This window comes from Mycobacterium sp. (assembly GCF_035640695.1).
In the GTDB taxonomy this organism is placed as follows: domain Bacteria; phylum Actinomycetota; class Actinomycetes; order Mycobacteriales; family Mycobacteriaceae; genus Mycobacterium.
The window spans coordinates 40004-64049 of record NZ_DASQVQ010000048.1; the positions used below are offsets into that span (position 1 = coordinate 40004).

The following is a 24046-nucleotide window of genomic DNA, read 5'->3' on the forward strand; positions in this document are numbered from 1 at the left end:
CCCCCAGGATGCTCGCGGATCCTAAGAGGGCAATGCGCGGCGGCGCCACCCGCCACGTTCGCTGAACACCGACACCGCCGAAGTCATCGCGACGCTAGTTCGACCGCGTCGCGGATCGGCCCCCGCCACACCGGACCGTGGCCGGGCAGCAGCACGTCGGTTTCCAGCATGCCGAGTGCGGCCAGGCTGCGCACGCAGTTCGCCTGGTCATGATTGAACACCGCGTGCGGCAACTGCGGTCCCTTGCGAGGCGTCACCGGGTGCCCGGTGACCAGCGCATCGCCGCTGATCAGCACACCGTCGACGACAAAGGAGCAGTGGCCACCGGTGTGGCCCGGGGTCGGAATCGCCATCGGTTTACCCGGCAGCCCGGCCGCGATGTCATGGGTCAGGGCCTGCGCGGTGGGAATGCCGTCGCGCACCATCCCGCCCTTGCGGGTGATCGCCACCGACCATGTGAGCCAGCGCGGCCGCCAAATGCGGGCGATGATGTCCGCCGGCGACACCTGTTCGAGATACTCGCGCTTGGTGTGGCCGACCTCATTGGGGTGGCAATACACCGGCGTGTCATGCGTTTTGGCGAACCAGATGGCCGCGCCGAGGTGGTCGATGTGGGCGTGGGTCAGCACGATCGCCCGCAGGTCGTCGATCCCGAAACCCAATTCGGACAGTGAGGCCAGCACGTCGTCGCGGTCGCCGGGGAACCCGGCGTCGATCAGCGTGACGCCGCCCTCGTCCGTCAACAGCGTCCAATTCACCAGGTCGGTCTGGGCCAGGTGCACGCTGTCGGTGATGGCCGTGACCACCGCTGCCATGCCCGCGAGTGTAAGCGGGGGCAGGGGAGTAGAAACGAACACGTGGCTGAATTGAAATTGGGATACAAGGCGTCGGCGGAGCAATTCGGGCCGCGCGAACTCGTCGAATTGGGCGTGCTGGCCGAGCAGCACGGCATGCAAAGCGCGACCGTCAGCGACCACTTCCAGCCATGGCGGCACAAGGGCGGCCATGCCCCGTTCTCGCTGGCGTGGATGACCGCCGTCGGGGAGCGCACGCAGCGGCTCCAGCTGGGCACGTCGGTGCTGACGCCGACGTTCCGCTACAACCCCGCGGTGATCGCGCAGGCGTTCGCGACGATGGGTTGCCTGTATCCCGGCCGGGTCTTCCTCGGCGTCGGCACCGGTGAGGCGCTCAACGAGATCGCCACCGGCTACCAGAGCGAGTGGCCCGAGTTCAAGGAACGCTTCGCGCGACTGCGTGAGGCCGTGCGGCTGATGCGCGAACTGTGGCTCGGTGATCGGGTCGACTTCGACGGCGAGTACTACCACACCAAGGGCGCCTCGATCTACGACGTGCCCGAGGGCGGCATCCCGGTCTACGTCGCAGCCGGCGGTCCGGCGGTAGCCAAGTATGCCGGCCGCGCGGGGAACGGGTTCATCTGCACCTCGGGCAAGGGCGAACAGCTGTACAAGGACAAGCTGATTCCGGCCGTCTTGGAGGGTGCCGCGGCAGCCGACAGGGATCCCGACAAGATCGACAAGATGATCGAGATCAAGATGTCCTATGACCCCGATCCGGAGCTGGCGCTGGAGAATTGCCGGTTCTGGGCGCCGCTGTCGCTTACCGCCGAGCAGAAACACAGCATCGACGACCCGATCGAGATGGAGCGCGCCGCCGACGAGCTGCCGATCGAGCAGGTCGCCAAGCGCTGGATCGTGGCGTCGGATCCCGACGAGGCGGTCGAAAAGGTCGGGCAATACGTCACCTGGGGACTCAACCACCTGGTGTTCCACGCGCCCGGCCACGACCAGCGGCGCTTCCTGGAGCTTTTCGAAAAGGATCTCGCGCCTCGGCTGCGGCGATTGGGCTGATAGGGAAAGCTTGGGGCGTGCCCGACGTGCCTGGCGCCGGCGTCTCCGCAATATATGTAGCTTCGCCCGAGGGCGACACCGGCAAGTCGACGATCGCGCTGGGCGTGCTGCACCGGCTGGCTGCGACGGTGGCGAGAGTCGGTGTGTTCCGGCCGATCACCCGGCTCGGCGAGACTCGCGACTACATCCTCGAGCTGCTGTTGTCCCAGACCACCGCGGGACTGACGTATGAGCAGTGCGTCGGCGTCGGCTATCAGCAGCTGCACGAGGATCCAGATGGCGCGATAACCGAGATCGTCAACCGGTTTCATGCAGTCGCCAACCAGTGTGACGCGGTGGTGATTGTCGGCAGCGACTACACCGACGTCGCCACGCCCAGTGAGCTGTCGGTCAACGCCCGGATCGCGGTCAATCTCGGCGCGCCGGTGCTGTTGGCGGTGCGCGCCAAGGGCCGCACTCCCGAGGAGGTGGCCCAGGTCGTCGAAGTATGCCTTGGCGAGCTCTCGGCGCAGCACGCCTATACCGCCGCCGTGCTGGCCAACCGCTGCGAACCGGCGCAGATGACCGCGGTCGCCGACGCGTTGAAACGCTTCGAGCCCAAGTCGTACGTGTTGCCCGAGGAGCCGCTGCTTGTCGCACCGTCGGTCGGCGAGCTGCAACGCGCGGTCGACGGGACGATGGTCAGCGGCGACGCGGATCTGCTGAGCCGCGAAGCGATGGGGGTGCTGGTGGCCGGCATGACCGCCGAGCATGTGCTGGAACGGCTGACCGAGGGCGTCGCGGTGATCACGCCGGGCGACCGTTCGGATGTCGTCTTGGCGGTGGTGAGCGCGCATGCCGCCGAAGGCTTTCCGTCGTTGTCGTGCGTCATCCTCAACGGCGGGCTGGAGCTGCACCCGTCGGTCGCCGCGCTGGTGTCCGGTCTCGGCCTGCGGCTGCCGATCATCGCGACCACGTACGGTACGTTCGAAACCGCCGGCAGGGTCGCGTCGACCCGGGGCCGGGTGACCGCGCACTCGCAGCGCAAGATCGACACCGCGCTGGCGCTGATGGAGCGCTACGTCGACATCGCCGATTTGGTGCAGCGGCTTGCCATCCCGATCCCCGCGGTGACCACGCCGCAGATGTTCGAATACCGGCTGCTGGACGGCGCGCGCGAGGACCGCAAACACATCGTGCTGCCCGAGGGTGAGGACGACCGCATCCTGCGCGCGGCCGGGCGGCTGCTTAAACGCGAAGTCACCGACCTGACCCTGCTGGGTGAAGAGGCGCAGATCCGCGCTCGCGCAGCAGAACTCGGCGTCGATCTGTCGGCGGCGAGGGTGTTGAATCCGCGCACCAGCCAGCTGTGCGACGAGTTCGCCGCGCAGTACGCCCAACTTCGCAAGCACAAGGGTGTCACGCTGGAGCGGGCCATCGAGATCATGCGTGATGTGTCATATTTCGGAACGATGTTGGTGCACAACGACATTGTCGACGGAATGGTCTCCGGTGCCACCCACACCACCGCGCACACGGTGCGGCCGGCATTCGAGATCATCAAGACCAAGCCCGACGTGTCGACGGTGTCGAGCATCTTCCTGATGTGCCTGCCCGACCGGGTGCTGGCCTACGGCGACTGCGCGATCGTCGTCAACCCCACCTCGGAGCAGTTGGCCGACATCGCGATCTCATCGGCCCGCACCGCCGCCCAATTCGGCATCGACCCTCGGGTCGCGATGCTGTCCTATTCCACCGGTACGTCCGGTGCCGGCGCCGATGTCGAAAAAGTGCGGAAAGCAACGGAATTGGTGCGCCACCGCGAGCCCGACCTACTGGTGGACGGCCCAATCCAGTACGACGCCGCGGTGGATCCGTCGGTGGGGGCGGCCAAGGCGCCGGGCTCCCCGGTGGCCGGCCGCGCGACCGTGTTGATCTTCCCCGACCTCAACACCGGCAACAACACCTACAAGGCGGTGCAGCGCAGCGCGGGCGCGGTCGCGATCGGCCCCGTGCTGCAGGGCCTGAACAAACCGGTCAACGACTTGTCCCGCGGCGCGCTTGTCGAAGACATCGTCAACACCGTGGCCATCACCGCGATCCAAGCGCAGGAGAAGCGGTGACTGGGCCGTCGCGGACCGTTCTGGTGCTCAACGCGGGCTCGTCGTCGCTGAAATACCGCGTCGTCGACCCCGATTCGGGGGCGTCGCTGGCCAGCGGCATCGTCGAGCGGATCGGCGAGGAGTCCTCCGAATCGCAGCTCAGGTTCGGCGGCCGGCACGTGCGGCGTGGCGATCGTGTCGCCGACCACGAGGCGGCGCTGCGCACCGCATTCGACCTGTTCGCCGAGGCGGGCACCGAGCTGAGGTCGCTTGCGCTTGTCGCGGTCGGGCATCGAATCGTGCATGGCGGCCGCAGCTTCTATCAGCCGACACTGATCGATGACGACGTCGTCGAACAGATCGACGAGCTGTCGGCACTGGCGCCGCTGCACAACCCGCCCGGGCTCCTCGGCATTTGCGTGGCCCGCAAGATGCTGGCCGACTTACCGCACGTCGCGGTGTTCGACACCGCGTTCTTCCACGACCTGCCGCCGGCCGCCGCCACGTATGCGATCGATGCCGAGCTGGCGTCGCAATGGGGCATCCGGCGTTACGGATTCCACGGCACGTCACACCAGTACGTCAGCGCGCAGGCGGCCGAGTTTCTGAATGTGCCGCTGGCCTCGCTGAGCCAGATCGTGCTGCACCTGGGCAACGGTGCGTCGGCGTCGGCCATCGTCGGCGGCCGGCCGGTCGACACGTCGATGGGATTGACGCCGATGGAGGGCCTGGTGATGGGCACCCGCTCCGGCGACATCGACCCGGGTGTGCTGGTGTACCTGTGGCGGACCGCCAAGATGAGTGTCGAGCAGATCGAGACGATGCTGAACCGGCGCTCCGGCATGGTCGGGCTCGGCGGCGAAATCGACTTCCGGCGGCTGCATCAGCTCATCGAATCCGGTGACGGCGCAGCCCGGTTGGCCTACGACGTCTACATCCACCGGCTGCGCAAATACATCGGGGCTTACCTCGCGCAGCTGGGCACCACGGACGTGTTGACGTTCACCGCCGGGGTTGGCGAAAACGATGCCGTGGTGCGCCGTGACGCCCTGACCGGAATGGCGGCGCTGGGCATTGAACTCGACGAGCACCTCAACAGCAGCCCCGCGTCGACGGCCCGCCGGATCTCCGCCGACAAGTCGCCGACGACCGTGCTCGTCATCCCGACGAACGAGGAGCTCGCCATCGCCCGCGCCTGCCTGACCGTCATCTAGCGGCGGCTTCTTGCGCCGAGTTTGACCCCACGGCGCCGACCGTGAGCCCACGGCGCCGAGGGTGATCCCACGGCGCCCAGTGTGAACCCTTGGCGGCCTCAAGCGGCGTGTCGTCGCCCTGGGTTCACACTCAACGGCGCGTATGCAAACTCGAATCGAGTTGTCGGAGCGCCGTGCAATTGTCCGTGCATGGGGGTTTGGACCGAGCCGTTCATCGGCAGCGACGCGTTGGCTCTGGGCGAGCTGAACCGGCATCAATTGCGGACGCGGTATCGCGCGGTCTTTCCCGACGTGTATGTGCCTCGGCAGGCACGGTTGTCGTTACCCGACCGGATAGCGGCCGCCTGGTCGTGGTCGCGCGGGAAGGCAACGATTGCCGGCCTGGCGGCGGCCGCGCTGCACGGCGCCAAATGGATTGACGACGACATCACCATTGAATTGGTACATGCAAACATGCGTCCACCGCGCGGTGTAGTGACCCGCCACGACGTGTTACTCGGCGGCGAAGTCCAGCTGCTGGCTGGTCGTGCGGTGACGACGCCCGAGCGCACGGCCTTCGACCTCGGCCGACGCGGCACCCTTCTGGCGTCCGTCGCCCGTCTGGATGCGCTCGGACAAGCGACCGGCTTCAAGGTCGACGATGTCATCGAGTTGGCGCGTCGGCACCGCGGCGCCCGTGGCCGCAGACACCTCGAGACGGTTCTGGACCTGGTCGACGCCGGCGCCCAGTCTCCGAAGGAAACATGGCTGCGGCTGGTCTTGATCCAAGAAGGCTTTCCGCGGCCGCAGACGCAGATCCCGATACTCGGCCCGGCCGGCACACCCGTCTACTACCTCGACATGGGGTGGGAGGACCTGCGATTGGCCGCCGAGTACGACGGCGACCACCATCGCGTCGACCGGGCGCAGTTCTGCAGCGACATCAAGCGGCTCGAATTCGTCGAGCAGGAGCGAGGTTGGCTCGTGGTAAGAGTGGTTGCCGACGACGGCCGCGCAGACGTCGTTCGTCGCGTGGGTCGTGCGTTCGACCTTCGCCGATCGAGTGCGACCGACACGCTCTAGAACGTCGACGTCGGGCGGACGGTGTTGGCCAGGTCGACCAGCGAATAGCGGTGCTCGCGGGTGCGGGCCAGCCGGGCCAGCCCGCGCAGCGACGCCTCGACGCCGAGCCGCAACCCGTGCTGGGTGAACGGGAAGCCGAGGATGTGGTTGGTGCTGGCCTCGTTTTCGCCGATCCAGTCCATCGCGGTGCCGAGCACCAACGCCCGTATCTGCGGCACCCTCGGCTCGGTGTCCGGTAGCGCCTCTACCCGTCGGGCGGCGTCGCGGATCTCCTCCTCGGTCAGCTCGTTGGTCGACCGCCCCGACAGCAGCGCCACCGCACTCGTCAACCGGGCGGTGGTGAAATGCCTTGACGTGGCGGGCACCTGATCCAATGTCCGTACCGCGCCCTCGCGGTCGCCGCCGGCCGACAGCGCCCGGGCCAGCCCGAAACCGGCCGAGATCACGCCGTTGTCCGTGCTCCACACCGTTCGGTAGAACTTGGTCTCCTCGGTGTCGCCCGCCAATTCGGCCGTCGCCGCGAGCGCCAGCTTCGGCGCCAGCTCGCCGGGCAGAATGTCGAGCACCTCGGTGAAATGCTTTGTCGCCGAGTCGTAGTCGGCAGTCAACAGTTCCGCGACGGCGCGGAACCACACCAGCCGCCACCGCCAGCCGACCCGCTCGGCCAAATCGTCGAGCTTGCGCAGCGCCTTCGCGACGTCGCCGAGGTCGAGCAGTGCACGCACCTCCATCAGCGGCAACTCCACCGATTCGGTCAGGTCGATGCCCTCGGAATCCAGTGCGCCCTGTCGAGCCGCGCGCAACGAATCAAGGGTCTGCACCGGCTGGCTGAGCACCGTCGCCGACAGCACCGGGGCGGCGACGTCGGCCGGGTCGACCAGCGGTACCGGCAACCCCGTCACGATCTCCTGCGCGGTCAGCTTCTCCGCGTGCACCTGACCGTCGAGGTAGACATCGGTGTGCGCCACGAGCAGATTCACGCCGAACGTCGCCCGCGGCGGACTAAAGATCGTCGACAGGCCCGGCCGTGGCATCCCGCTGTCCAGCGCGACGACCTCGCGCAGCACGCCGAGCAGCTGGCCCGACATCTCCTCGGCGCTGCCGAACCGCCGCCGCGGATCCGGGTCGATCGCCCGCCGCAGGAACCGGCAGTACGAATCGTGGGTCGCCAGCACCGGATCGTCCTCCGGCAGCCCGTCGATGTAGCGGCCCTTGTGGGTCGGCATGTCCAGTGTCAGCGCCGCTAGCGTCCGGCCCACGGTGTAGATGTCGGTGGCCACCGTCGGGCCGGTCTTGACGATTTCGGGTGCCTGGTAACCCGGTGTGCCGTAAAGATATCCGTACGAGTTGATCGCCGACACCGCGCCGAGGTCGATCAGCTTCAGCTGCTCCTCGGTGATCATGATGTTTTCCGGCTTCAGGTCGTTGTAGGCCAACCCGATCGAATGCAGATACCCGAGCGCGGGCAAGATCTCGAGCATGTAGGCGACGGCCTGAGCCACCGGCAGCTTCTCGCCCTTGGCCTGCATCAGCGAATGCCCGCCGACGTACTCCATCACGATGTAGCCGACCGGGTTGCCGTGCTTGTCGTTGTGCTCGACGAAGTTGAAGATCTTGACGATCCCGGGGTGAGTCACCTCGGCCAGGAACCGCCGCTCGGCCATCGCGATCGCCTGGGCCTCGGCGTCACCGGAGTGCACCAGGCCCTTGAGCACCACTGGCCGATCGTTGACGTTCTTGTCGACAGCCAGGTACACCCAGCCCAGTCCGCCGTGGGCTATGCACCCCTTGATCTCGTACTGGCCGGCAACCAGTTCACCCGGACTCAGTTGCGGCAGAAAAGAATACGGGCTGCCGCAGTGCTGGCACCAGCCCTCGCTCTGTGCCCTGCCTTCAGGCGTCGCACGACCTACCGGCCTCCCACAGTTCCAGCAGAACCGTTTCGATTCGGCGACAACAGGATTCGTCATCAGTGCCGAGGTCGGATCGATCGCCGGCACACGCGGGATCTCGACCAGCCCGCCGCCGAGCCGTCGCATCGGCGACAACACCCGCACCACCGTGGTCGGGTGTGAATCCGTTTCCGTCATCGTAGGGTCGGTCGTCGGCGAATCCTCGTCCAGCGGCGGTCGGAAGATGGCGCGCGTGGCCATCGGTCGCATCGTCGACATCGAGTCGACGGCGTAGTCGACGCCGAAATCCGCAGGCTGGGTGCCGACGTCGACGTCGGAAGCGTCAGAGTCGGCCATCAGTCCGAATACCTCGGTGTCGGCGGCGCGGGCGCGGGTCCCAGCACCGTTAACCACTTGCGGTACAACGTGTTCCACGTACCGTCGCGGCGGATGCGCTCCAGCGTGCCGTTGACGAACCGCACCAGGCCGGTGTTCTGCAGGTTGATTCCGATGCCGTACGGTTCCTCGCTCATGCTGGGCCCGGTGATGCGCAGGTATGGGTCCTGCGACACGAGGCCGGCCAGGATCGAGTCGTCGGTGCTGACCGCGTCAACCTGGCGCTGCTGCAGCGCCACCAGGCAGTCGGCCCACGTCACCACGCCGACGATGATCGGCGCTGGCGTGATCTGGGCGAGCCGCTTGATCGACGTGGTCCCGCGCGCCGCGCACACCCGTTTGCCCGACAGATCGGTTGCCCGCGATATCGCCGCGTCGCGAGGGGCAAGGATGCGCTGATTGGCAAGCAGATACACCGTGGAGAAGTTCACCTGCTTGCGTCGCTCGCAGGTGATGCTCATGGTCTTGACCACGATGTCGACCTGATTGTTCTGCAGCGCGGTGATGCGGTCGGCCGACGACAGGATCCGGTACTCCACCTGCGACGGGGTGCCGAAGATGTCGCGCGCGACCTCACCGGCGATGTCCACGTCGAAGCCGGTGATCTCGCCGGTGGTCGGGTCGCGGAAGGAAAACAGGTTGCTGCCGATGTCGAGGCCCACGATCAGCCGGCCGCGGGCGCGAATGTTGGCGACGGCGGCGTCGGCTTGGGCCTGATCCGGGAACGGTCGCAGACTGGCGGTCCGGTTGCAGTCTTCGTTGGTGGAACCGGGTTGCGCGGCCTGCGGCGGCATCTCTTCCATGCCGGCCGGTGTCGGCGCGGGGATGGTCAGCGGCGCCGCCGTCGGCACGAACTGCGAATGTGCGCACCCGGCGGTCAGCAGCGCCGCCACGGCCGCGCCGAGCAACCGTCGGACCGTCAACCGTGTGCGAGCGCTCATCAGCGGTACTCGGTCATCCTTGGCCATAGCCCGAACCCCAGTGCGACGGCGGCCAGCACGCTCAGCACGACGGTGCCCGCGGTGGCACCGGACAGCACCGCGCGGGCATTGAGGATGTCGTTGCGCGACTGGCGGCGGCTTTCCTGAATGGCCTTGTCGAATGACTGCTCGAGCTTGTCGAAGGCCGGAGTGGAGTCCTGCTCTGTGGTGCCGAGCGCAACCTGGGTGGCGGCCTGGTAGTTGCCGACGGCGATGTAGGCACCGATTCGGTCGTCGGCCTGGCGCCAACGTGTCAGCAGCTGATCGGCCGCTTGCAGGTCGGGTTTGTCGATTGCGTCGGCGCGGGCCAGGTAGTCGCTCACTTGTTTGTGCATGGTCTCGATCCGCTGGTAAAACGACTGCTTGCGGGCGTCCTCGTCGCCGCGGCGGATCAGGGCCAGCGTCTCGTCGGCGCGGGCCTGTTGCGCGGTGATCGCGAGAGTCGTAACCGTCTTGAGGGATTCGGCGGCGGTGCCCTTGGCGCTGCGGCTTTGAGCAGTGGATATTACGAGGACCGTACCCACCCATATCACCATAATCACGACGGCCAGCGCGCCTGCCACGAAACCGATGTTGAGCCTGCGCTTTGTGCGCCGCGCCAGCCAGCGGTTAGCGAACGCGCCGAACAGCAGCGTCGCCGCGATGGTGAGGATCACCGGCGTCGGAATGCGGGTCGACGCGGTGGTCTCGGCGTCCACCCGTGCCGACGTTTCTTGGTACAGCTTTTGCGCGTCGGGCAGGATCGTCTGCTGCATCAACGACGACGCTTCCGACAGGTACGACGAGCCGACCGGGTTGCCCGCCCGGTTGTTTGTCCGGGCGGTTTCGATCAGGCCGGTGTAAACCGCCAGCCGCGCGTTGATCCGGCCCAGCAGTTGTTGCATCGGCTCGTCGGTGAGTCCGGCCGACGCCCTGGTCAGCGCCACGGCGGCGTCGGTGATGGCCTGCTCGTAGCGTTGCCGCACGTCGCGGGGCTCCGCACCGGCGATGAACGCGGTGGCCGCCGCGGCGTCGGCGACCGACAATGTGGTGTAGAGCTGGCCCGCGGCAAACGCGAGCGGCTCGGTGTGGTTGAGCACCGTGGTGAGTGCTTGCTGGCGATGGTCGATCGTGGTCGACGTCGCGAAGGCGGACAGCGCGACCATGGCGGTCAACACCACCCCGGCGATCAGGATGAGGCCGGGGGTCGTGCCGAAGAACCACCACCGGGGATGAGCCGATTCGAGTGGCGACCGCGACGCCAGTGGCTCGGTCGACGGGTGTGCCAACTCCACGGTCACCTGTGTGGATACCTAGCCTCTCTTCGCGGAATCACTCGGACTAAGCAAAGTTTAAGAGCTTGTCGAACGACTCGCCTTTATTGAGAGTTCTTATCCTGAACGCGTGCGAGGCGACGGCGACGGCTGGGTGATGTCTGACACCGGCGCCATGTTCTGGGGGCGGCACGGCGCGGCTGGTTTGCTGTTGCGTGCCCCGCTGTCCGACCGCGCCCCGGCCGTGCTGCTGCAGCACCGGGCGCCGTGGAGCCATCAAGGCGGCACCTGGGGTTTGCCCGGCGGTGCGCGAGACAGCCACGAGACCCCCGAGCAGACGGCCGTTCGCGAGGCTCACGAGGAAGCCGGATTGGCCGCCGAGCAGGTGCGTGTGCGCGCCGCGGTGGTGACGGCCCGGGCCAGCGGCAGCAACTGGACCTACACCACGGTGGTCGCCGACGCGCCGCGTCAGCTGGAGACGGTGCCGAACCGGGAGAGCGCCGAACTGCGCTGGGTCGGCGAGGAGGAGGTCGACGAGCTTCCGCTGCACCCGGGCTTCGCGGCCAGCTGGCAGCGGCTGCGCACCGCGATCGCGGCGGTGGCCGTCGACGCCGACCAGGAACTGCTCAAGGATCTGCCGCGCACGGTGGAGATCGAGGCCGGCGTGTTCGTCTGGTGCCGGCCGGCCGGGGCCGACGACGAGCCGTCGCCGCTGTCCAGCCGCATCACGTCGCTGCTGTTAGAGCCCCGCTGAGGCGCTGCGCGGCGGCCCGCGGGTCCTCGGCCCGGGTGATCGCGCGCACCACCACGATCCGGCGGGCACCCGCGTCGAGCACCTCGGGCAGTCGCTGGGCGTCGATGCCTCCAATCGCGAACCACGGCTTGTCGCTGCCCAATTCGGCCGCCGCGCGCACCAGGTCCAGGCCCGGCGCCGGGCGGCCCGGTTTAGTCGGCGTCGGCCAGCACGGGCCCACGCAAAAGTAATCGACGTCCTCGGTCAGCGCTTCAGCGATCTGCTGGGCATCGTGAGTGGACCGGCCGATCAGCGTCCGCTCGCCGACGATGTCGCGGGCGACGTCGAGCGGCAGGTCGTCCTGGCCGAGGTGCAAAACGTCGGCGGCCGCCGCGCGTGCGATGTCGGCGCGGTCGTTGACCGCTGACAACGCCCCGTGCCGGCGGGCCGCGTCGGCCAGCAGCTCCAGCGTGGCCAGCTCCTCACGCACTTCCAGCGGGCCGAATTGCTGCTCGCCCGCCGAGCCCTTGTCGCGCAGCTGAATGATGTCCACACCGCCGGCCAGCGCCGCGTCGGCGAATTCGGCCAGGTCACCGCGCTCACGGCGGGCGTCGGTGCACAGGTACAGCCGCGCAGCGTCGAGCCGTGAGCGCAGCCGGCCAAGTGTGTGCACACCGCGACGCTAGCGACTAACGTGGATGGTTCACACGGGAGTCCCGGGAGCGGGACTGAGAGTGGGCACGGAACCTGCCCTTACCGTCGCACCTGATCCGGGTTATGCCGGCGAAGGGAGAAGGGAAATGTCTGCCGGTTCGGTCGCCGTCATCGGCGGCGGAGTCATAGGCCTGTCGGTCGCGCGGCGCGCGGCACAGTCGGGTCGCGCGGTGCGAGTGCACCGGGCCGACGAACGCGGCGCGTCGTGGGTGGCCGGCGGGATGCTTGCGCCGCACAGCGAGGGCTGGCCCGGCGAGGAACGGCTGCTGCGGATCGGCCTGGAGTCGCTGGCGATGTGGCACGGTGACTTCCTCGACGGATTGCCGCCCGGGGTCGTCACCGCCCGTGAGTCGCTTGTCGTGGCCGTCGACCATGCCGACGCGGATGATCTGCGCACGGTCGGAGCGTGGCTGGCCGAGCAGGGGCATGTGGTGACGCTGACGTCGAATGCCCGTGACATCGAACCGCTGCTGGCGCAGGGTATCCGGCACGGTTTCCGCGCGGTGACCGAGCTGGCCGTCGACAACCGAGCGGTGGTGCAGGCACTGGCCGCACACTGCGAGCGACTCGGCGTCACGTGGGCGCCACCCGTCGACTCACTAGACGAAGTCCGCGACGCCGAGGTGGCGGTGATCGCCAACGGCGTCGACGCCCCGGCGTTGTGGCCGGGCCTGCCGATCCGGCCCGTCAAGGGTGAAGTGCTGCGTCTGCGGTGGCGAAAGGGCTGTATGCCGGTGCCGCAGAGGGTGATTCGGGCCCGTGTGCACGGCAGGCAGGTGTACCTGGTGCCGCGCGCCGACGGCGTCGTGGTCGGCGCTACCCAATACGAGCACGGCCGCGACACCGCTCCCGCGGTGACCGGGGTGCGGGAACTTCTCGACGACGCCTGCACGGTGATGCCGGCGCTCGGCGAGTACGAGCTGGCCGAGTGTGCGGCCGGGCTGCGCCCGATGACGCCGGACAACCTGCCCCGGGTGGGTCGGCTCGACGACCGCACACTGGTGGCGGCCGGGCACGGTCGGTCGGGGTTCCTGCTTGCTCCATGGACCGCGGCAAGCATTGCTGCCGAACTCAACGCAGAGGTGCGAGTGTGATGGTGGTCACCGTTAACTCGGAGTCCGTCGAAGTCGACGAGAACACCACCGTCGCCGCCCTACTCGACCGGCTGGGATTTCCCGACAAAGGTGTCGCTGTTGCGTTGGATTGGGCGGTGTTGCCGCGGTCCGGCTGGCAGACAACTCTTTGCGACGGAGCGAAGCTCGAGGTGGTGACGGCGGTGCAGGGTGGCTGAGCAAAAGCTGGCGATCGCTGATCGCGCATTCACGTCGCGGCTGATCCTTGGCACCGGGGGAGCGTCAAACCTCGCGGTGCTCGAGGAGGCACTGGTGGCATCGGGCACCGAGTTGACCACCGTCGCGATGCGCCGAGTCGACGCGGCCGGTGGCACCGGGGTTCTGGACCTGCTGAAGAAGCTCGGGATCACTCCGCTGCCGAACACCGCCGGCTGCCGCAGCGCCGCGGAGGCCGTGCTGACCGCGCAGTTGGCCCGCGAGGCGCTGCAGACCAACTGGGTGAAACTGGAGGTGATCGCCGACGAGCGCACCCTGCTGCCCGACGCGGTCGAACTGGTCAGGGCGGCAGAGCAATTGGTCGACGACGGTTTTGTGGTGCTGCCGTACACCAATGACGACCCGGTGCTGGCTCGTCGGCTCGAGGACACCGGCTGCGCCGCGGTGATGCCGCTCGGGTCACCGATCGGCACCGGGCTGGGCATCGCGAACCCACACAACATCGAGATGATCGTCGAGCAGGCCGGCGTGCCGGTGGTGCTCGACGCCGGTATCGGCACTGCCAGCGACGCCGCGCTCGCGATGGAACTGGGCTGCGACGCCGTGCTTTTGGCATCCGCAGTGACTCGGGCCGCCGACCCGGCCGCGATGGCCGCCGCGATGGCCGCCGCCGTCACCGCCGGCCACCTCGCCCGCCATGCCGGTCGCATCCCGAAGCGGTTCTGGGCGCAGGCCTCCAGCCCGGCCCGATGAGCCCCCAGCCCGGCCCGATGAGCCTTCCGCCCAGCCGGTGAGCCGCTACGTCGCGCTCGGCAGTTCGATGGCGGCCGGACCCGGGATCTGGCCGCCGGATTGGCGCGCGCCGATTCCGGCGCAACGGTCCGCCGGCAACTACCCTCACCTGGTGGCCAAGTCACTGGGCCTCGACCTCGTCGATGTGACCTACTCCGGCGCCACCACCGCCCACGTGCTGTGCGAACGCCGATTCGGCGCATCGCCTCAAATCAACGCCCTGAACGGATCCGAAGCGCTGGTGACCGTGACGATCGGGGGCAACGACGTCGGCTACGTGCCGCTGTTGGTCGCGGCCGCGCTGCCGCGGCCGGCACGCATGCTGCCGCTACTCGGCGACAGGGTGCGAAACCTGCTCGACCGCGACGCCCGCGACCGGGCGCTGGCGGACGTGGCCGGCGCGCTGAGCGAAGTCGGCGGGGCGGTGCGCCGGCGGGCGCCGCAGGCGCGGGTTCTGTTCGTCGACTACCTCACGGTGCTGCCGCCCGCCGGCCAGGCGGCGCCGCCGCTGTCGCAGCAGGACGCCGATCTGGCCCGCCACGTCGCGTCGAGGCTGCAACGCCTCACCGCCGACGCGGCGGCGGCGACCGGATGCGAGATCGTCAAGGCCGCCGAGGCGAGTCGCGCTCATCATGCCTGGTCGCGAGACCCGTGGACGACGCGGTTCGGCCTGCCGCTCCCGGGTGGGGCGCCGTTTCACCCGAACGCCGCCGGCATGCGCGCCGTCGCCGAGCTGGTTACCGCCCACCACCGGAGTCGCAATGTCCAGCGATGAAGAGCAGATCCGAGACGTCGTTTCCACGTGGATGACGGCAACCAAGGCCGGGGACGCGGCGACGGTGCTGTCGCTGATCTCCGACGACGCGGTGTTTCTCGTCGCGGGTCGGCCGCCGATGACCAAGGCCGACTTCGCGGCCGCGGCCAAGGCCCAGTCGCAAGGACCGGCGCCACAGTTCGACGGCGCCAACGACATCCAGGAGATCAATGTCGTCGGCGACTGGGCGTTCATGCGCAGCGAGCTGACCGTGGTGACAACGCCGCCCGGCGGCGGCCCGGCCACCACCCACGCCGGCCACTCGCTGACCATCTTCCGCAAGGACAACGGCAGGCGGCGGCTGGCCCGGGATGCCAACATGTTGGCTCTGGTGCAGTGATCGAGCTAAGGGTCTGGCCAACAGCAATCGTCGCCGCGGTCTTCAGTGCCGCGGTCGTCGTGATCAACCGCCGACGCGTGAGGCAGCAGCTACCGTGGGTGCGGTGATGCGCAAATCTACGGCGATGGTGGCCATGCTGGCCGCGGTGGTGCTGACGTTGAACGCCTGTGGCAGCGACACCGAGCCGCAGCACATTACCGCGCCAAAGGCCGCCGATTATGCGGCGATGCTGCGCCAGCGGGTGACCACCGACGCGATGTTCGCCCACCTGGAGCGGCTGCAGCAGATCGCATACGATCACGACGGCCACCGCGCCGTCGGCACACCGGGATACGCGGCCAGCGTCGACTATGTCGTGAATGCCTTGCGGAACAAGGGTTTCGACGTTCAAACCCCCGAATTCGAGTTCCGCCAATTCCATGCCGACCCGCCGGCGCTGACCGTGGGCGGCGCGACCGTCGGCGCGAATCCGCTGGAGTACAGCCTCGGCACACCGCCGCAAGGCGTGACCGGGCCGCTGGTCGTCGCGCCCGCCGACGACACCCCCGGCTGCAGCGCATCGGACTATGGCAGCCTGCCCGTCACCGGCGCGGTCGCGCTGGTGAATCGCGGCTCGTGTGAGTTCTCTGCCAAGGAGCAGGTCGCCGTCGAACGCGGCGCGGTGGCGTTGATCGTCGTGGACAACGCCGTCGAGGACCAGATGGGCGGCACGCTCGGCGCAGAAACCGCCGTCAAGATCCCGGTGATCAGCGTCACCAAGGCCGACGGCGCGCGGCTGCGCGCACAGCCCGGCGCCACCACCACCGTCAAGCTCAACGCACGCGTCGACAACATCAAGGCGTCCAACGTGATCGCGCAGACCAAGACCGGCTCGACCCAGAACGTCGTGATGGTCGGCGCGCACCTGGACAGCGTCAGGGCCGGTCCGGGCATCAACGACAACGGGTCCGGGGTGGCGGCGGTGCTCGAAACCGCGTTGCAGCTTGGCAGCTCGCCGCCGGTGCAGAACGCGGTCCGATTCGGTTTCTGGGGCGCCGAGGAAGTCGGACTGATCGGCTCGGATCGCTACCTCGAAACGCTGGACGTCGACCAGCTCAAGGACATCGCGCTGTATTTGAACTTCGACATGATCGCCTCGCCGAATCCGGGCTTCTTCACCTACGACGGCGACCAGTCCGCCCCGCAGAAGCCCGCCGACCCCGCGCCGCGGGTTCCCGAGGGGTCGGCCGGGATCGAGCGCACGCTGGTCGCGTATCTGACGTCGGCGGGTAAGACCGCCGAGGACACCTCGTTCCAGGGCCGCTCGGACTACGTCGGCTTCACCAAGGCCGGCATCCCGGCGGGCGGACTGTTCACCGGGGCGGAGGAGAAGAAAACCGCTGACCAGGTCGCCCTTTGGGGCGGCGAGGCCGGCCAGCCGTTCGACCCGAACTACCACCAGAAGACCGATACCTTGGATCACATCGACCGCGCCACCCTGGGCATCAACGGCGGCGGTGTGGCATACGCCGTCGGTCTGTATGCCCAGGACGAGGGCGGCCGCAACGGCGTGCCGATCCGCCAAGACCGCACCCGGCAGGCGATCACGAAATCGTGATGACCGCGGCCTGACCGCTGCCTCAGCCCAGCTGCCCGAGTTTCGCGATCACCTGGTCGCCAAGTCGATTGACGAAGCCGGCGGGGTCGGGTGTCCCGGGTAGGGGGCCGATGTTTACCAAGTCGATGCCCAGCTGCGCATAACGTTCGGCCGTCCGCAGGTAAGAGTCGATGTCGTCGAACGGGTCACCGAAAAGCCCTGCAGTCAAGCGGATCTCGGATGGATTTCTGCCGACCGTGTCGCAGTGCCGGTTCAACACCTCGATCTTGTGCGCGAGTTCGTCCGCCGATGAAGGGCTGTTCCAGACGTCCGCGTACTGCGCCACCAGTCGCAGCGTCTTCTTCTCGCCCTCACCGCCGATCAGGACGGGAGGACGCCGAATCGGTTGCGGCTCACAGATTGTCTCGGCCAGCCGGTAATGCTTGCCCTCGTAGGGTCCGTCGTTTTCGCTCCACATCTGTTGGCAGATCTGCAGCGTTTCCTCCAGCATTTCGAAGCGCTCGCGCACCGGCGGATACGGGATGCCCAGGGCGATGTGTTCGCGTTCGTACCACGCCGCGCCGAGTCCGAGCATTGATCGGCCCTGCGACAGCACATCCAGCGTGGAGACGGTCTTGGCGAGCACGCCCGGGTATCGATACGTGACGCCGGTGACCAACATGGACAGGTCGATCGTGGTGGTCTGGGCGGCCAGGAAGCCCAACGACGTGTAGCCCTCGAGAAAGGGATCCTCGGCCCGGCCGACCTGCTCCATCTGGAAGAAGTGGTCGGCCAGCGTGAACATCGTGGCGCCGGCATCCTCGGCGGCTCTCGCCGCCTGCGCCAGCGTCGGGCCCAGCATGCCGGGCGCTCCGGGCAGGAAGTCGATGAAATGTATGCCTACTTCCACTGTGCTTCAATACCTTTCGTTAATTGGTCAACCTGTCCAGCAGCGCCAGCGCCTCGATGATGGCGCGACGTTCCCGTTCCGAATAACGGTCTTGCAGCGCGCGCACGAGCCATTCGTCGCGGCCCCTCCGGTCGCTTTCCGCGCGTCTGCGGCCCTCGGCGGTCAGTGTGATCAGCTGGCGGCGCCCATCGTCGGGGTCCGGTTGGCGCCGGATCATCCCGTGCCGGTCGAGGCCCGCGAGCGTCGTCGCCATGGACTGCGGGCGAACCCGCTCGGCCCCGGCGAGCTGGCTGGCCGAGGCCGGGCCGTCCTTGGCCAACCGGATCAACGCTGCGGTCTGCGACGGGCTGAGGTCATCGTCGACGGCCAATTCGCGCAGCCGTCGTCGTAGCCGGCTGAACACCGCCTTGACTTCATGCGCCGCATGGACGGCCGATTCGGCGACGCGCTCTGCCACGCCCCCAGCCTAGGTTTATCAGCCTGAACTGTCCAGTTTGGACTGACTATTATCGGATTGGACCACTTGTTTCGCCATTGGAGTCGCGCCGGGCCCAATGCGAGGGCGATCGCGACGCCGCCGCGATCCAATAGGCAAGCAACGACCACCCACCATTGGGGACGTGGCTGCGGGATTGGGCAAACGCAAAACTGGCTATCCGAAGCCCTATCGGTTCGGTCATAAGGTGGCGCGATGCACGAGTTCCAGCGCGGCGCGGTGCGGCTACATATTCTTCACCACGCCGCCGGGCGGGAGATTCACGGCGCATTCATGACCGCGGAGCTCGCTCGGCACGGGTACCGGATCAGCCCGGGCACGCTCTATCCGACGCTGCACCGGATGGAGAACGAGGGCTTGTTGACGTCGAGGCAGCGCGTCATCGACGGCCGGACTCGTCGCATGTACCGCGCCACCAAGGCCGGCAAGCAGGCGCTGGCGGAGGACCGAAAAGCTTTGGCGGAGTTGGCCGATGAAGTGCTTGGCTCACGGTGACAGCACACGCCGCGCGACGTATGCCGCGGCGCCGACAGCGAGGACGACGGCACCGACGAGCACCGAAGTGACGGGCAGCGCGACCGCCAGCACCAGGCAGCCCAGAACACCGACGGTCGGCACTAGTTTGCCGCCGAGGGTGCACGCGGAGGCGTTGGCGATCGCGTAGTACACCAGCACCGCGAACGACGAGAAGCCAATCGCGCCACGGACGTCCGCGATCGCCGCCAGTGCGGCGACGACGACGCCGACGGCCAGCTCGGCGCGGTGGGGGACGTTGAATCGTGGATGTACGGCCGAGAGCCGGTGCGGCAAATGGTGATCACGCGCCATCGCAAACGTGGTCCGAGACACCCCGAGAATCAAGGCCAGTAGCGACCCGAGCGCGGCGATGGCGGCGCCGGCGCGCACCACCGGTTCGAAGGCCGATGCCCCGGCAGCCCGAACCGCGTCCGCGAGGGGCGCGTGGGCGCCGGCCAGGCCGTCGCTCCCCAGCACCGAAAGCGTGGCGACCGCAACGACCGCGTACACGACCAGCGTGATGGCCAGTGCCACGGTGATGGCACGTGGGATGGTGCGAGCGGGGTCGCGCACTTCCTCACCGAGGGTGGCGATTCGGGCATATCCGGCGAACGCGAAGAACAGCAAGCCCGCGGCCTGCAGAATGCCGTGCGCGCTGACATCGCGGCCGATGTCCAGACGTGCGGCGTCGGCACGACCCGACATCAGCGTGATGACCGCAACCGCGGCCAACACGGCGAGCACAACCGCGACGATGATCCTGGTCAGCAGAGCGGACCGTTGGATGCCGGCGTAGTTGACCGCGGTGAGCGCCACGACCGCGGCGACGGCGACCGCATGAGCCTGGTGCGGCCAGACATAAAAGCCGACCGTCAGCGCCATAGCCGCGCACGACGCGGTCTTGCCGACCACAAAGCCCCAGCCGGCGAGGTAACCCCAGAATTCACCGAGGCGCTCTCGGCCGTAGACATAGGTTCCGCCCGATTCCGGATAGCGCGCGGCGCAGCGCGCCGACGAGGTGGCATTGCAGTACGCGACCACCGCCGCGACGCCGAGTCCGATCAGCAGCCCGGTTCCGGCTGCCGCGGCCGCCGGCGCCAGCGCCGCGAAAATGCCTGCGCCGATCATCGAGCCGAGCCCGATCACGACCGCGTCCGTAACGCCGAGTCGGCGCTCCAGCCGGGGGCCCGTCACCCGACCGACGCTAGCCGAGGTCGCCGTCCGACATGTGGGCGTGCCGCGGCCAATGACGCCCTTGATTCTCGGGCAACACGTCAGCCCTTGATCGAGCCGGTTCGCTTGGCGGTCGTCGTCGCAACGCAGGTCACCGCGCGATCGCCGCCAGCCCACGTCTGCGGCGTTGGATACAGCACATAAATCCCGACTGCCGGATCTTTCGCCGCCCCCGCAGCGAAATTTGCCAGCTCGGGTTCGCACTTGTTCTTCTGCCCGTCGATGGCGGGTTGCCCGGGAAACGGCCCATCCGGCATTGTCAACACCGCATAGACCTCGCCCTGGTGCGGCTGGTTGCAAGTGACCGGCTTCAGTGATTCGACCCGAGGGCTGGCGGGCACGTCGGCGATGCAGTCGCCCACCTTCACATCGGTGGCACGCACCGATCCGGTGCCGACGATGACAACGAACGCCACCAGCGCGGCGATCGCCACTGCCCATACCGCGGAGATCAGCAGACTGGCTATCGCAAGGCCCCGGCCGCCTTGGCTTGGATCCCTCGTCTTGACGAGCGCAATGATCCCGAAGATGACGCTCAGCACGACGACGCCGAGCAGGCTGAGGACAAAGGCCGCTATCGCCAGGCCGTTGGTTTTCTCCGGCCGCCGCTGGCCAATGGCCTCGGTTTGCGGCTCAAACGAAATGCGGCCCGTCGGGTACGGCAGCGGAGGCGGAGGCGGAGGCGGAGGCGGCGGCGCGGCGCCGAGCCGTGCGGTGACGTCTGGACTAGCGCCCGGTTGGTCGATTCGATCGGTCGGATCCGGACCGCCCGCGGACTGCCCGATTCGCTCGGTGGCATCCGGACCGGACTGCGGTTGGCGGATGCGCCTCGTGGCGTCTGGATCGGGCGGCTGTCTGGGCGGCCTCGTCATTGCAGCACCATAGCGCCGCAAAGATGCGGGCGGGCGGCGCTGCGGCTACTCGACTTTCAGGCCAGCAATCCCAGCGTCGCGTCGACCGCTAACACCGGCACGTCCACCGTCTTGGCGCCCAGGTCGTGGCGGGCGCCGCCGATTTCGACGACCTCGGTCGGCGCGGGAATCAGCGCGGCCGCGGCACGCACCTCGCCGATGGTCCCGAACGGGTCGCTGGTGCCGTGCGTGAACACCGTCGGCACCCCGATGCGTGGCAAATGCTCGGTGCGCGCGCGTTCCGGCTTGCCCGGCGGATGGACCGGATAGGAGAACAGCGTCAACGCGTCGACGGCAAGGCCCTCGTCGGCAACCGCCATCGACGTCTGCCGCCCGCCGTATGAGTGGCCACCGGCGAGCAGCGGTCCGCCGGCCAGTGACCGCGCGACCGACACCGCGTCGGCGATGCCCTGGCGATCGGCGGCCGCCGAACCCGACGGCGGACCCTTGGGCCGACGACGCCGATACGGCAGGTTGTAGCGGACCGCGACCCAGCCTCGCCTCGCCCACTCGTCGCACACCCGCTTCAGCAGCGGCGACTCGCGGCTGCCGCCGGCGCCGTGGGTCAGCACCACGACACCTACCGGGTCGCCGGCGGGCTTGTGGGCGATGCCGGCAATCCGGTCGAGGCTCATGATCGCAGCCGAAACAGCGGCGACACCGGACCATGGCCATGGCCCAGCGGATAGGCCGCGCGCAGACACTCGGTCACCCAGCGCTTGGCGAACGCCACCGCGTCGGGGACGGTGTAGCCGTGTGCGAGTGCGCACGCGGCCGCGGCGGCCAGCGTGTCTCCGGCGCCGTGGTCGTTGCCGGTGTCGACTCGCTGAGAGTCGAACTCGTAGAACTCTTTCCCGTCGAACAGCAGATCGGGGCTCTGCGGCGAGGACCGTAGATGGCCGCCCTTGACCAGCGCCCACTGTGGGCCCAGCGCATGCAGCGCCCGGGCCGCCTCACGCTGAGACTTCGGGTCGACGACCTCTATCCCGACCAGCAGCCGGACCTCGTCGAGGTTCGGCGTCACCAGGGTCGCCAACGGAAACAGTTCGGAGCGAATCGAACCCAGCGCGTCCGGACGCAACAACGGATCGCCGTGCATCGACGCGCACACCGGGTCGACGACGAATGGGACGGTGTCGGCCAGCCCTTGCTCACGCCATGTGCCGGCCACCACGTCGATGATCTCCGTCGACGCCAGCATGCCGGTCTTGGCCGCCTGGATCCCGATGTCGCCGGACACCACCTCGATCTGCGCAGCGATGGTGTCGCCGGGAACCGTGTGAAAACCCCTGACGCCGACGGTGTTCTGCACTGTCACCGCCGTCACCGCGCACAGTGCGTGCACGCCGAGCAGGGCGCAGGTACGCACATCGGCTTGCAGGCCGGCGCCGCCGCCCGAGTCAGACCCGGCGATGGTCAGCACCCGCAGCGGCGTCTGCCCAGGCTCGGGCAGGGGCAGGAAACTCGGCAGGAAACTCACTGCGTGACCGGTAGATACAGCCGGTTGCCGTGTTGGGCGAATTCGCGTGATTTTTCCGCCATTGCCTCGCGGACGTCGTGGCTGATGCGCATGGAGCAGAACTTGGGTCCGCACATTGAGCAGAAGTGCGCGGTTTTGGCCGGTTCGGCGGGCAGTGTTTGGTCGTGAAACGATTGGGCGGTGTCGGGGTCGAGTGAGAGTGCGAACTGGTCGTGCCAGCGGAATTCGAAGCGCGCCTTGGACAGGGCGTCGTCGCGCTGTTGGGCGCGGGGGTGGCCCTTGGCCACATCGGCGGCGTGTGCGGCGATCTTGTAGGCGATCACGCCGGCCTTGACGTCGCTGCGGTCGGGCAGCCCGAGGTGTTCTTTGGGGGTGACGTAGCACAGCATCGCGGTGCCGGCCGCGGCGATGATGGCCGCGCCGATCGCGCTGGTGATGTGGTCGTAGGCCGGGGCGATGTCGGTGGCTAGCGGGCCCAGGGTGTAGAACGGGGCCTGCTCACACCATTGCTGTTGCAGGCGCACGTTCTCGGCGATCTTGTGCATCGGGATGTGACCGGGACCCTCGACCATCACCTGCACCCCGTGGGACTTGGCCAGCGTGGTCAGCTCGCCCAGGGTGCGCAGCTCGGCGAACTGGGCCGCGTCGTTGGCGTCGGCGATCGAGCCCGGGCGCAGCCCGTCGCCCAGCGAGAACGTCACGTCATGGCGGGCCAGGATTTCGCAGAGCTCCTCGAAGTGGGTGTAGAGAAACGACTCCTGGTGATGGGCCAAACACCACGCCGCCATGATCGCCCCACCGCGCGAGACGATCCCGGTGACCCGCGACGCGGTCAGCGGAATGTGGCTCAGCCGCACCCCGGCGTGCACGGTCATGTAGTCCACGCCCTGCTCGCACTGCTCGATCACGGTGTCGCGGTAGCACGGCCACGACAACCGGGTGGGATCCCCGTTGACCCGCTCGAGGGCCTGATAGATCGGCACCGTGCCGACCGGCACCGGCGAGTTGCGCAGGATCGCCTGCCGGGTCAGCTCGATGTCGGCGCCGGTGGACAGGTCCATCACGGTGTCGGCGCCCCACCGGGTGGCCCACACCATCTTGTCCACCTCCTCCTCGATCGAGGAGGTGACCGCCGAATTGCCGATATTGGCGTTGATTTTCACCGCGAACGCCGCGCCGATGACCATCGGCTCGCTCTGCCGGTGATGGTGATTGGCCGGGATCACCGCCCGCCCGGCGGCGACCTCGTCGCGCACCAACACCGCCGGCACACCCTCACGGGCGCCGATAAACGCCATCTCCGGGGTGATCTCACCGGCGCGCGCCCGCTGCAACTGGGTGCCCCGATCGGCCACCACCCCCGGGCGCGCCGCCAACCCCGCCGACACATCAATCACCGCATCAGCATCGGTGTAGGGCCCCGACGTGTCATACAAATCCACATGCTCACCATTGGACAAACCCACCCGCCGAAACGGCACCCGCGCACCCGGCAC

24 protein-coding genes and 1 riboswitch are annotated in these 24046 nt (G+C 68.1%); of the genes, 12 read left to right on the forward strand and 12 right to left on the reverse strand.

Translation table 11 applies throughout. The features are described from left to right. Positions 1–83 precede the first annotated feature (83 nt). Positions 84–815, reverse strand: coding sequence for an MBL fold metallo-hydrolase (locus tag VE759_RS05855; protein ID WP_324929133.1), 732 nt, complete (start codon positions 813–815; stop codon positions 84–86). Positions 816–857: 42 nt separating this feature from the next. Here VE759_RS05855 and fgd point away from each other — a divergent pair, with 42 nt between their 5' ends. From fgd to VE759_RS05875, 4 genes are all read left to right on the forward strand, one after another. Next, positions 858–1868: a glucose-6-phosphate dehydrogenase (coenzyme-F420) gene (fgd, locus tag VE759_RS05860; protein ID WP_324929135.1), complete on the forward strand. Its 1011-nt coding sequence runs from the start codon at positions 858–860 to the stop codon at positions 1866–1868. 26 nt (positions 1869–1894) lie between these two features. Beyond that, a complete protein-coding gene (gene pta, locus VE759_RS05865) occupies positions 1895–3970 on the forward strand; it encodes a phosphate acetyltransferase (RefSeq protein ID WP_324929170.1) in 2076 nt (691 codons plus the stop codon). Next, entirely contained in the window at positions 3967–5163 is a 1197-nt protein-coding gene (locus tag VE759_RS05870; protein ID WP_324929137.1) for an acetate kinase, read from the forward strand. The genes pta and VE759_RS05870 overlap by 4 nt, the downstream gene beginning before the upstream one ends. Positions 5164–5352: 189 nt before the next feature. Beyond that, a complete protein-coding gene (locus VE759_RS05875) occupies positions 5353–6225 on the forward strand; it encodes a hypothetical protein (RefSeq protein ID WP_324929139.1) in 873 nt (290 codons plus the stop codon). Here the strand turns inward: VE759_RS05875 and VE759_RS05880 are convergent. From VE759_RS05880 to glnX, 3 genes are read right to left on the reverse strand one after another with little or no spacing between them, the layout of a single operon-like run. After that, complete coding sequence (locus VE759_RS05880) at positions 6222–8474, reverse strand: serine/threonine-protein kinase PknG (protein ID WP_324929141.1); 2253 nt, start codon at positions 8472–8474, stop codon at positions 6222–6224. The two genes, VE759_RS05875 and VE759_RS05880, sit on opposite strands and share 4 nt — an antisense overlap. Further along, a complete protein-coding gene (locus tag VE759_RS05885) occupies positions 8474–9436 on the reverse strand; it encodes a glutamate ABC transporter substrate-binding protein (RefSeq protein ID WP_414687842.1) in 963 nt (320 codons plus the stop codon). Before VE759_RS05885 ends, VE759_RS05880 begins: the two co-directional genes overlap by 1 nt. Positions 9437–9453: 17 nt before the next feature. Continuing rightward, positions 9454–10773, reverse strand: coding sequence for a protein kinase G-activating protein GlnX (gene glnX, locus VE759_RS05890; protein ID WP_324929145.1), 1320 nt, complete (start codon positions 10771–10773; stop codon positions 9454–9456). Between the two features lie 103 nt (positions 10774–10876). On the opposite strand from glnX, the gene VE759_RS05895 reads away from it, so the two are divergent. Then, complete coding sequence (locus VE759_RS05895; RefSeq protein ID WP_324929148.1) at positions 10877–11500, forward strand: NUDIX hydrolase; 624 nt, start codon at positions 10877–10879, stop codon at positions 11498–11500. Here VE759_RS05895 and thiE read toward each other — a convergent pair. Further along, entirely contained in the window at positions 11472–12134 is a 663-nt protein-coding gene (gene thiE / locus VE759_RS05900; protein WP_324929172.1) for a thiamine phosphate synthase, read from the reverse strand. The two genes, VE759_RS05895 and thiE, sit on opposite strands and share 29 nt — an antisense overlap. 42 nt (positions 12135–12176) lie before the next feature. Beyond that, a riboswitch (TPP riboswitch) is annotated at positions 12177–12289 on the forward strand. Between thiE and thiO the strand changes: the two genes are divergently transcribed. The 6 genes from thiO to VE759_RS05930 all read left to right on the forward strand — a co-directional run bounded on the left by thiO (position 12280) and on the right by VE759_RS05930 (position 17025). Further along, positions 12280–13287 carry a glycine oxidase ThiO gene (gene thiO, locus VE759_RS05905; protein WP_324929149.1) on the forward strand — a complete coding sequence of 336 codons (1008 nt, stop codon included), beginning with the start codon at positions 12280–12282 and terminating at the stop codon, positions 13285–13287. Its footprint overlaps the riboswitch before it by 10 nt. After that, positions 13287–13484 (forward strand): sulfur carrier protein ThiS, encoded by a 198-nt coding sequence (thiS, locus tag VE759_RS05910; protein ID WP_324929150.1) that lies wholly within the window; start codon positions 13287–13289, stop codon positions 13482–13484. The genes thiO and thiS overlap by 1 nt, the downstream gene beginning before the upstream one ends. Next, the gene (locus VE759_RS05915) at positions 13477–14235 is read left to right on the forward strand and encodes a thiazole synthase (protein ID WP_324929151.1); all 759 of its coding nucleotides are present in this window, start codon (positions 13477–13479) and stop codon (positions 14233–14235) included. Before thiS ends, VE759_RS05915 begins: the two co-directional genes overlap by 8 nt. Before the next feature lie 37 nt (positions 14236–14272). Beyond that, complete coding sequence (locus tag VE759_RS05920) at positions 14273–15049, forward strand: SGNH/GDSL hydrolase family protein (protein ID WP_324929152.1); 777 nt, start codon at positions 14273–14275, stop codon at positions 15047–15049. Continuing rightward, positions 15036–15428 (forward strand): SgcJ/EcaC family oxidoreductase, encoded by a 393-nt coding sequence (locus VE759_RS05925; protein ID WP_324929153.1) that lies wholly within the window; start codon positions 15036–15038, stop codon positions 15426–15428. The genes VE759_RS05920 and VE759_RS05925 overlap by 14 nt, the downstream gene beginning before the upstream one ends. A 103-nt stretch (positions 15429–15531) precedes the next feature. Then, positions 15532–17025, forward strand: coding sequence for a M28 family metallopeptidase (locus VE759_RS05930; protein WP_324929154.1), 1494 nt, complete (start codon positions 15532–15534; stop codon positions 17023–17025). A 22-nt stretch (positions 17026–17047) separates the two neighbouring features. Here VE759_RS05930 and VE759_RS05935 read toward each other — a convergent pair whose 3' ends face one another. Both VE759_RS05935 and VE759_RS05940 read right to left on the reverse strand, forming a co-directional pair. Beyond that, positions 17048–17914, reverse strand: coding sequence for an LLM class F420-dependent oxidoreductase (locus VE759_RS05935; RefSeq protein ID WP_324929155.1), 867 nt, complete (start codon positions 17912–17914; stop codon positions 17048–17050). Between the two features lie 19 nt (positions 17915–17933). After that, on the reverse strand, positions 17934–18371 hold the full coding sequence (locus tag VE759_RS05940; RefSeq protein ID WP_324929156.1) for a MarR family winged helix-turn-helix transcriptional regulator: 438 nt from the start codon (positions 18369–18371) through the stop codon (positions 17934–17936). A 234-nt stretch (positions 18372–18605) separates the two neighbouring features. Here VE759_RS05940 and VE759_RS05945 point away from each other — a divergent pair, with 234 nt between their 5' ends. Beyond that, positions 18606–18905, forward strand: a complete 300-nt coding sequence (locus tag VE759_RS05945) for a PadR family transcriptional regulator (RefSeq protein WP_324929157.1) — start codon at positions 18606–18608, stop codon at positions 18903–18905. Here VE759_RS05945 and VE759_RS05950 read toward each other — a convergent pair. From VE759_RS05950 to thiC, 5 genes are all read right to left on the reverse strand, one after another. Further along, positions 18897–20120: an APC family permease gene (locus VE759_RS05950; RefSeq protein ID WP_324929158.1), complete on the reverse strand. Its 1224-nt coding sequence runs from the start codon at positions 20118–20120 to the stop codon at positions 18897–18899. The genes VE759_RS05945 and VE759_RS05950 overlap by 9 nt on opposite strands. An 80-nt stretch (positions 20121–20200) precedes the next feature. Next, the gene (locus tag VE759_RS05955) at positions 20201–21031 is read right to left on the reverse strand and encodes a DUF4190 domain-containing protein (RefSeq protein WP_324929160.1); all 831 of its coding nucleotides are present in this window, start codon (positions 21029–21031) and stop codon (positions 20201–20203) included. Between the two features lie 56 nt (positions 21032–21087). Further along, positions 21088–21705, reverse strand: coding sequence for an alpha/beta family hydrolase (locus VE759_RS05960; RefSeq protein WP_324929162.1), 618 nt, complete (start codon positions 21703–21705; stop codon positions 21088–21090). Then, the gene (gene thiD / locus VE759_RS05965) at positions 21702–22550 is read right to left on the reverse strand and encodes a bifunctional hydroxymethylpyrimidine kinase/phosphomethylpyrimidine kinase (RefSeq protein ID WP_324929164.1); all 849 of its coding nucleotides are present in this window, start codon (positions 22548–22550) and stop codon (positions 21702–21704) included. Before thiD ends, VE759_RS05960 begins: the two co-directional genes overlap by 4 nt. After that, complete coding sequence (thiC, locus tag VE759_RS05970) at positions 22547–24046, reverse strand: phosphomethylpyrimidine synthase ThiC (protein WP_324929166.1); 1500 nt, start codon at positions 24044–24046, stop codon at positions 22547–22549. Before thiC ends, thiD begins: the two co-directional genes overlap by 4 nt.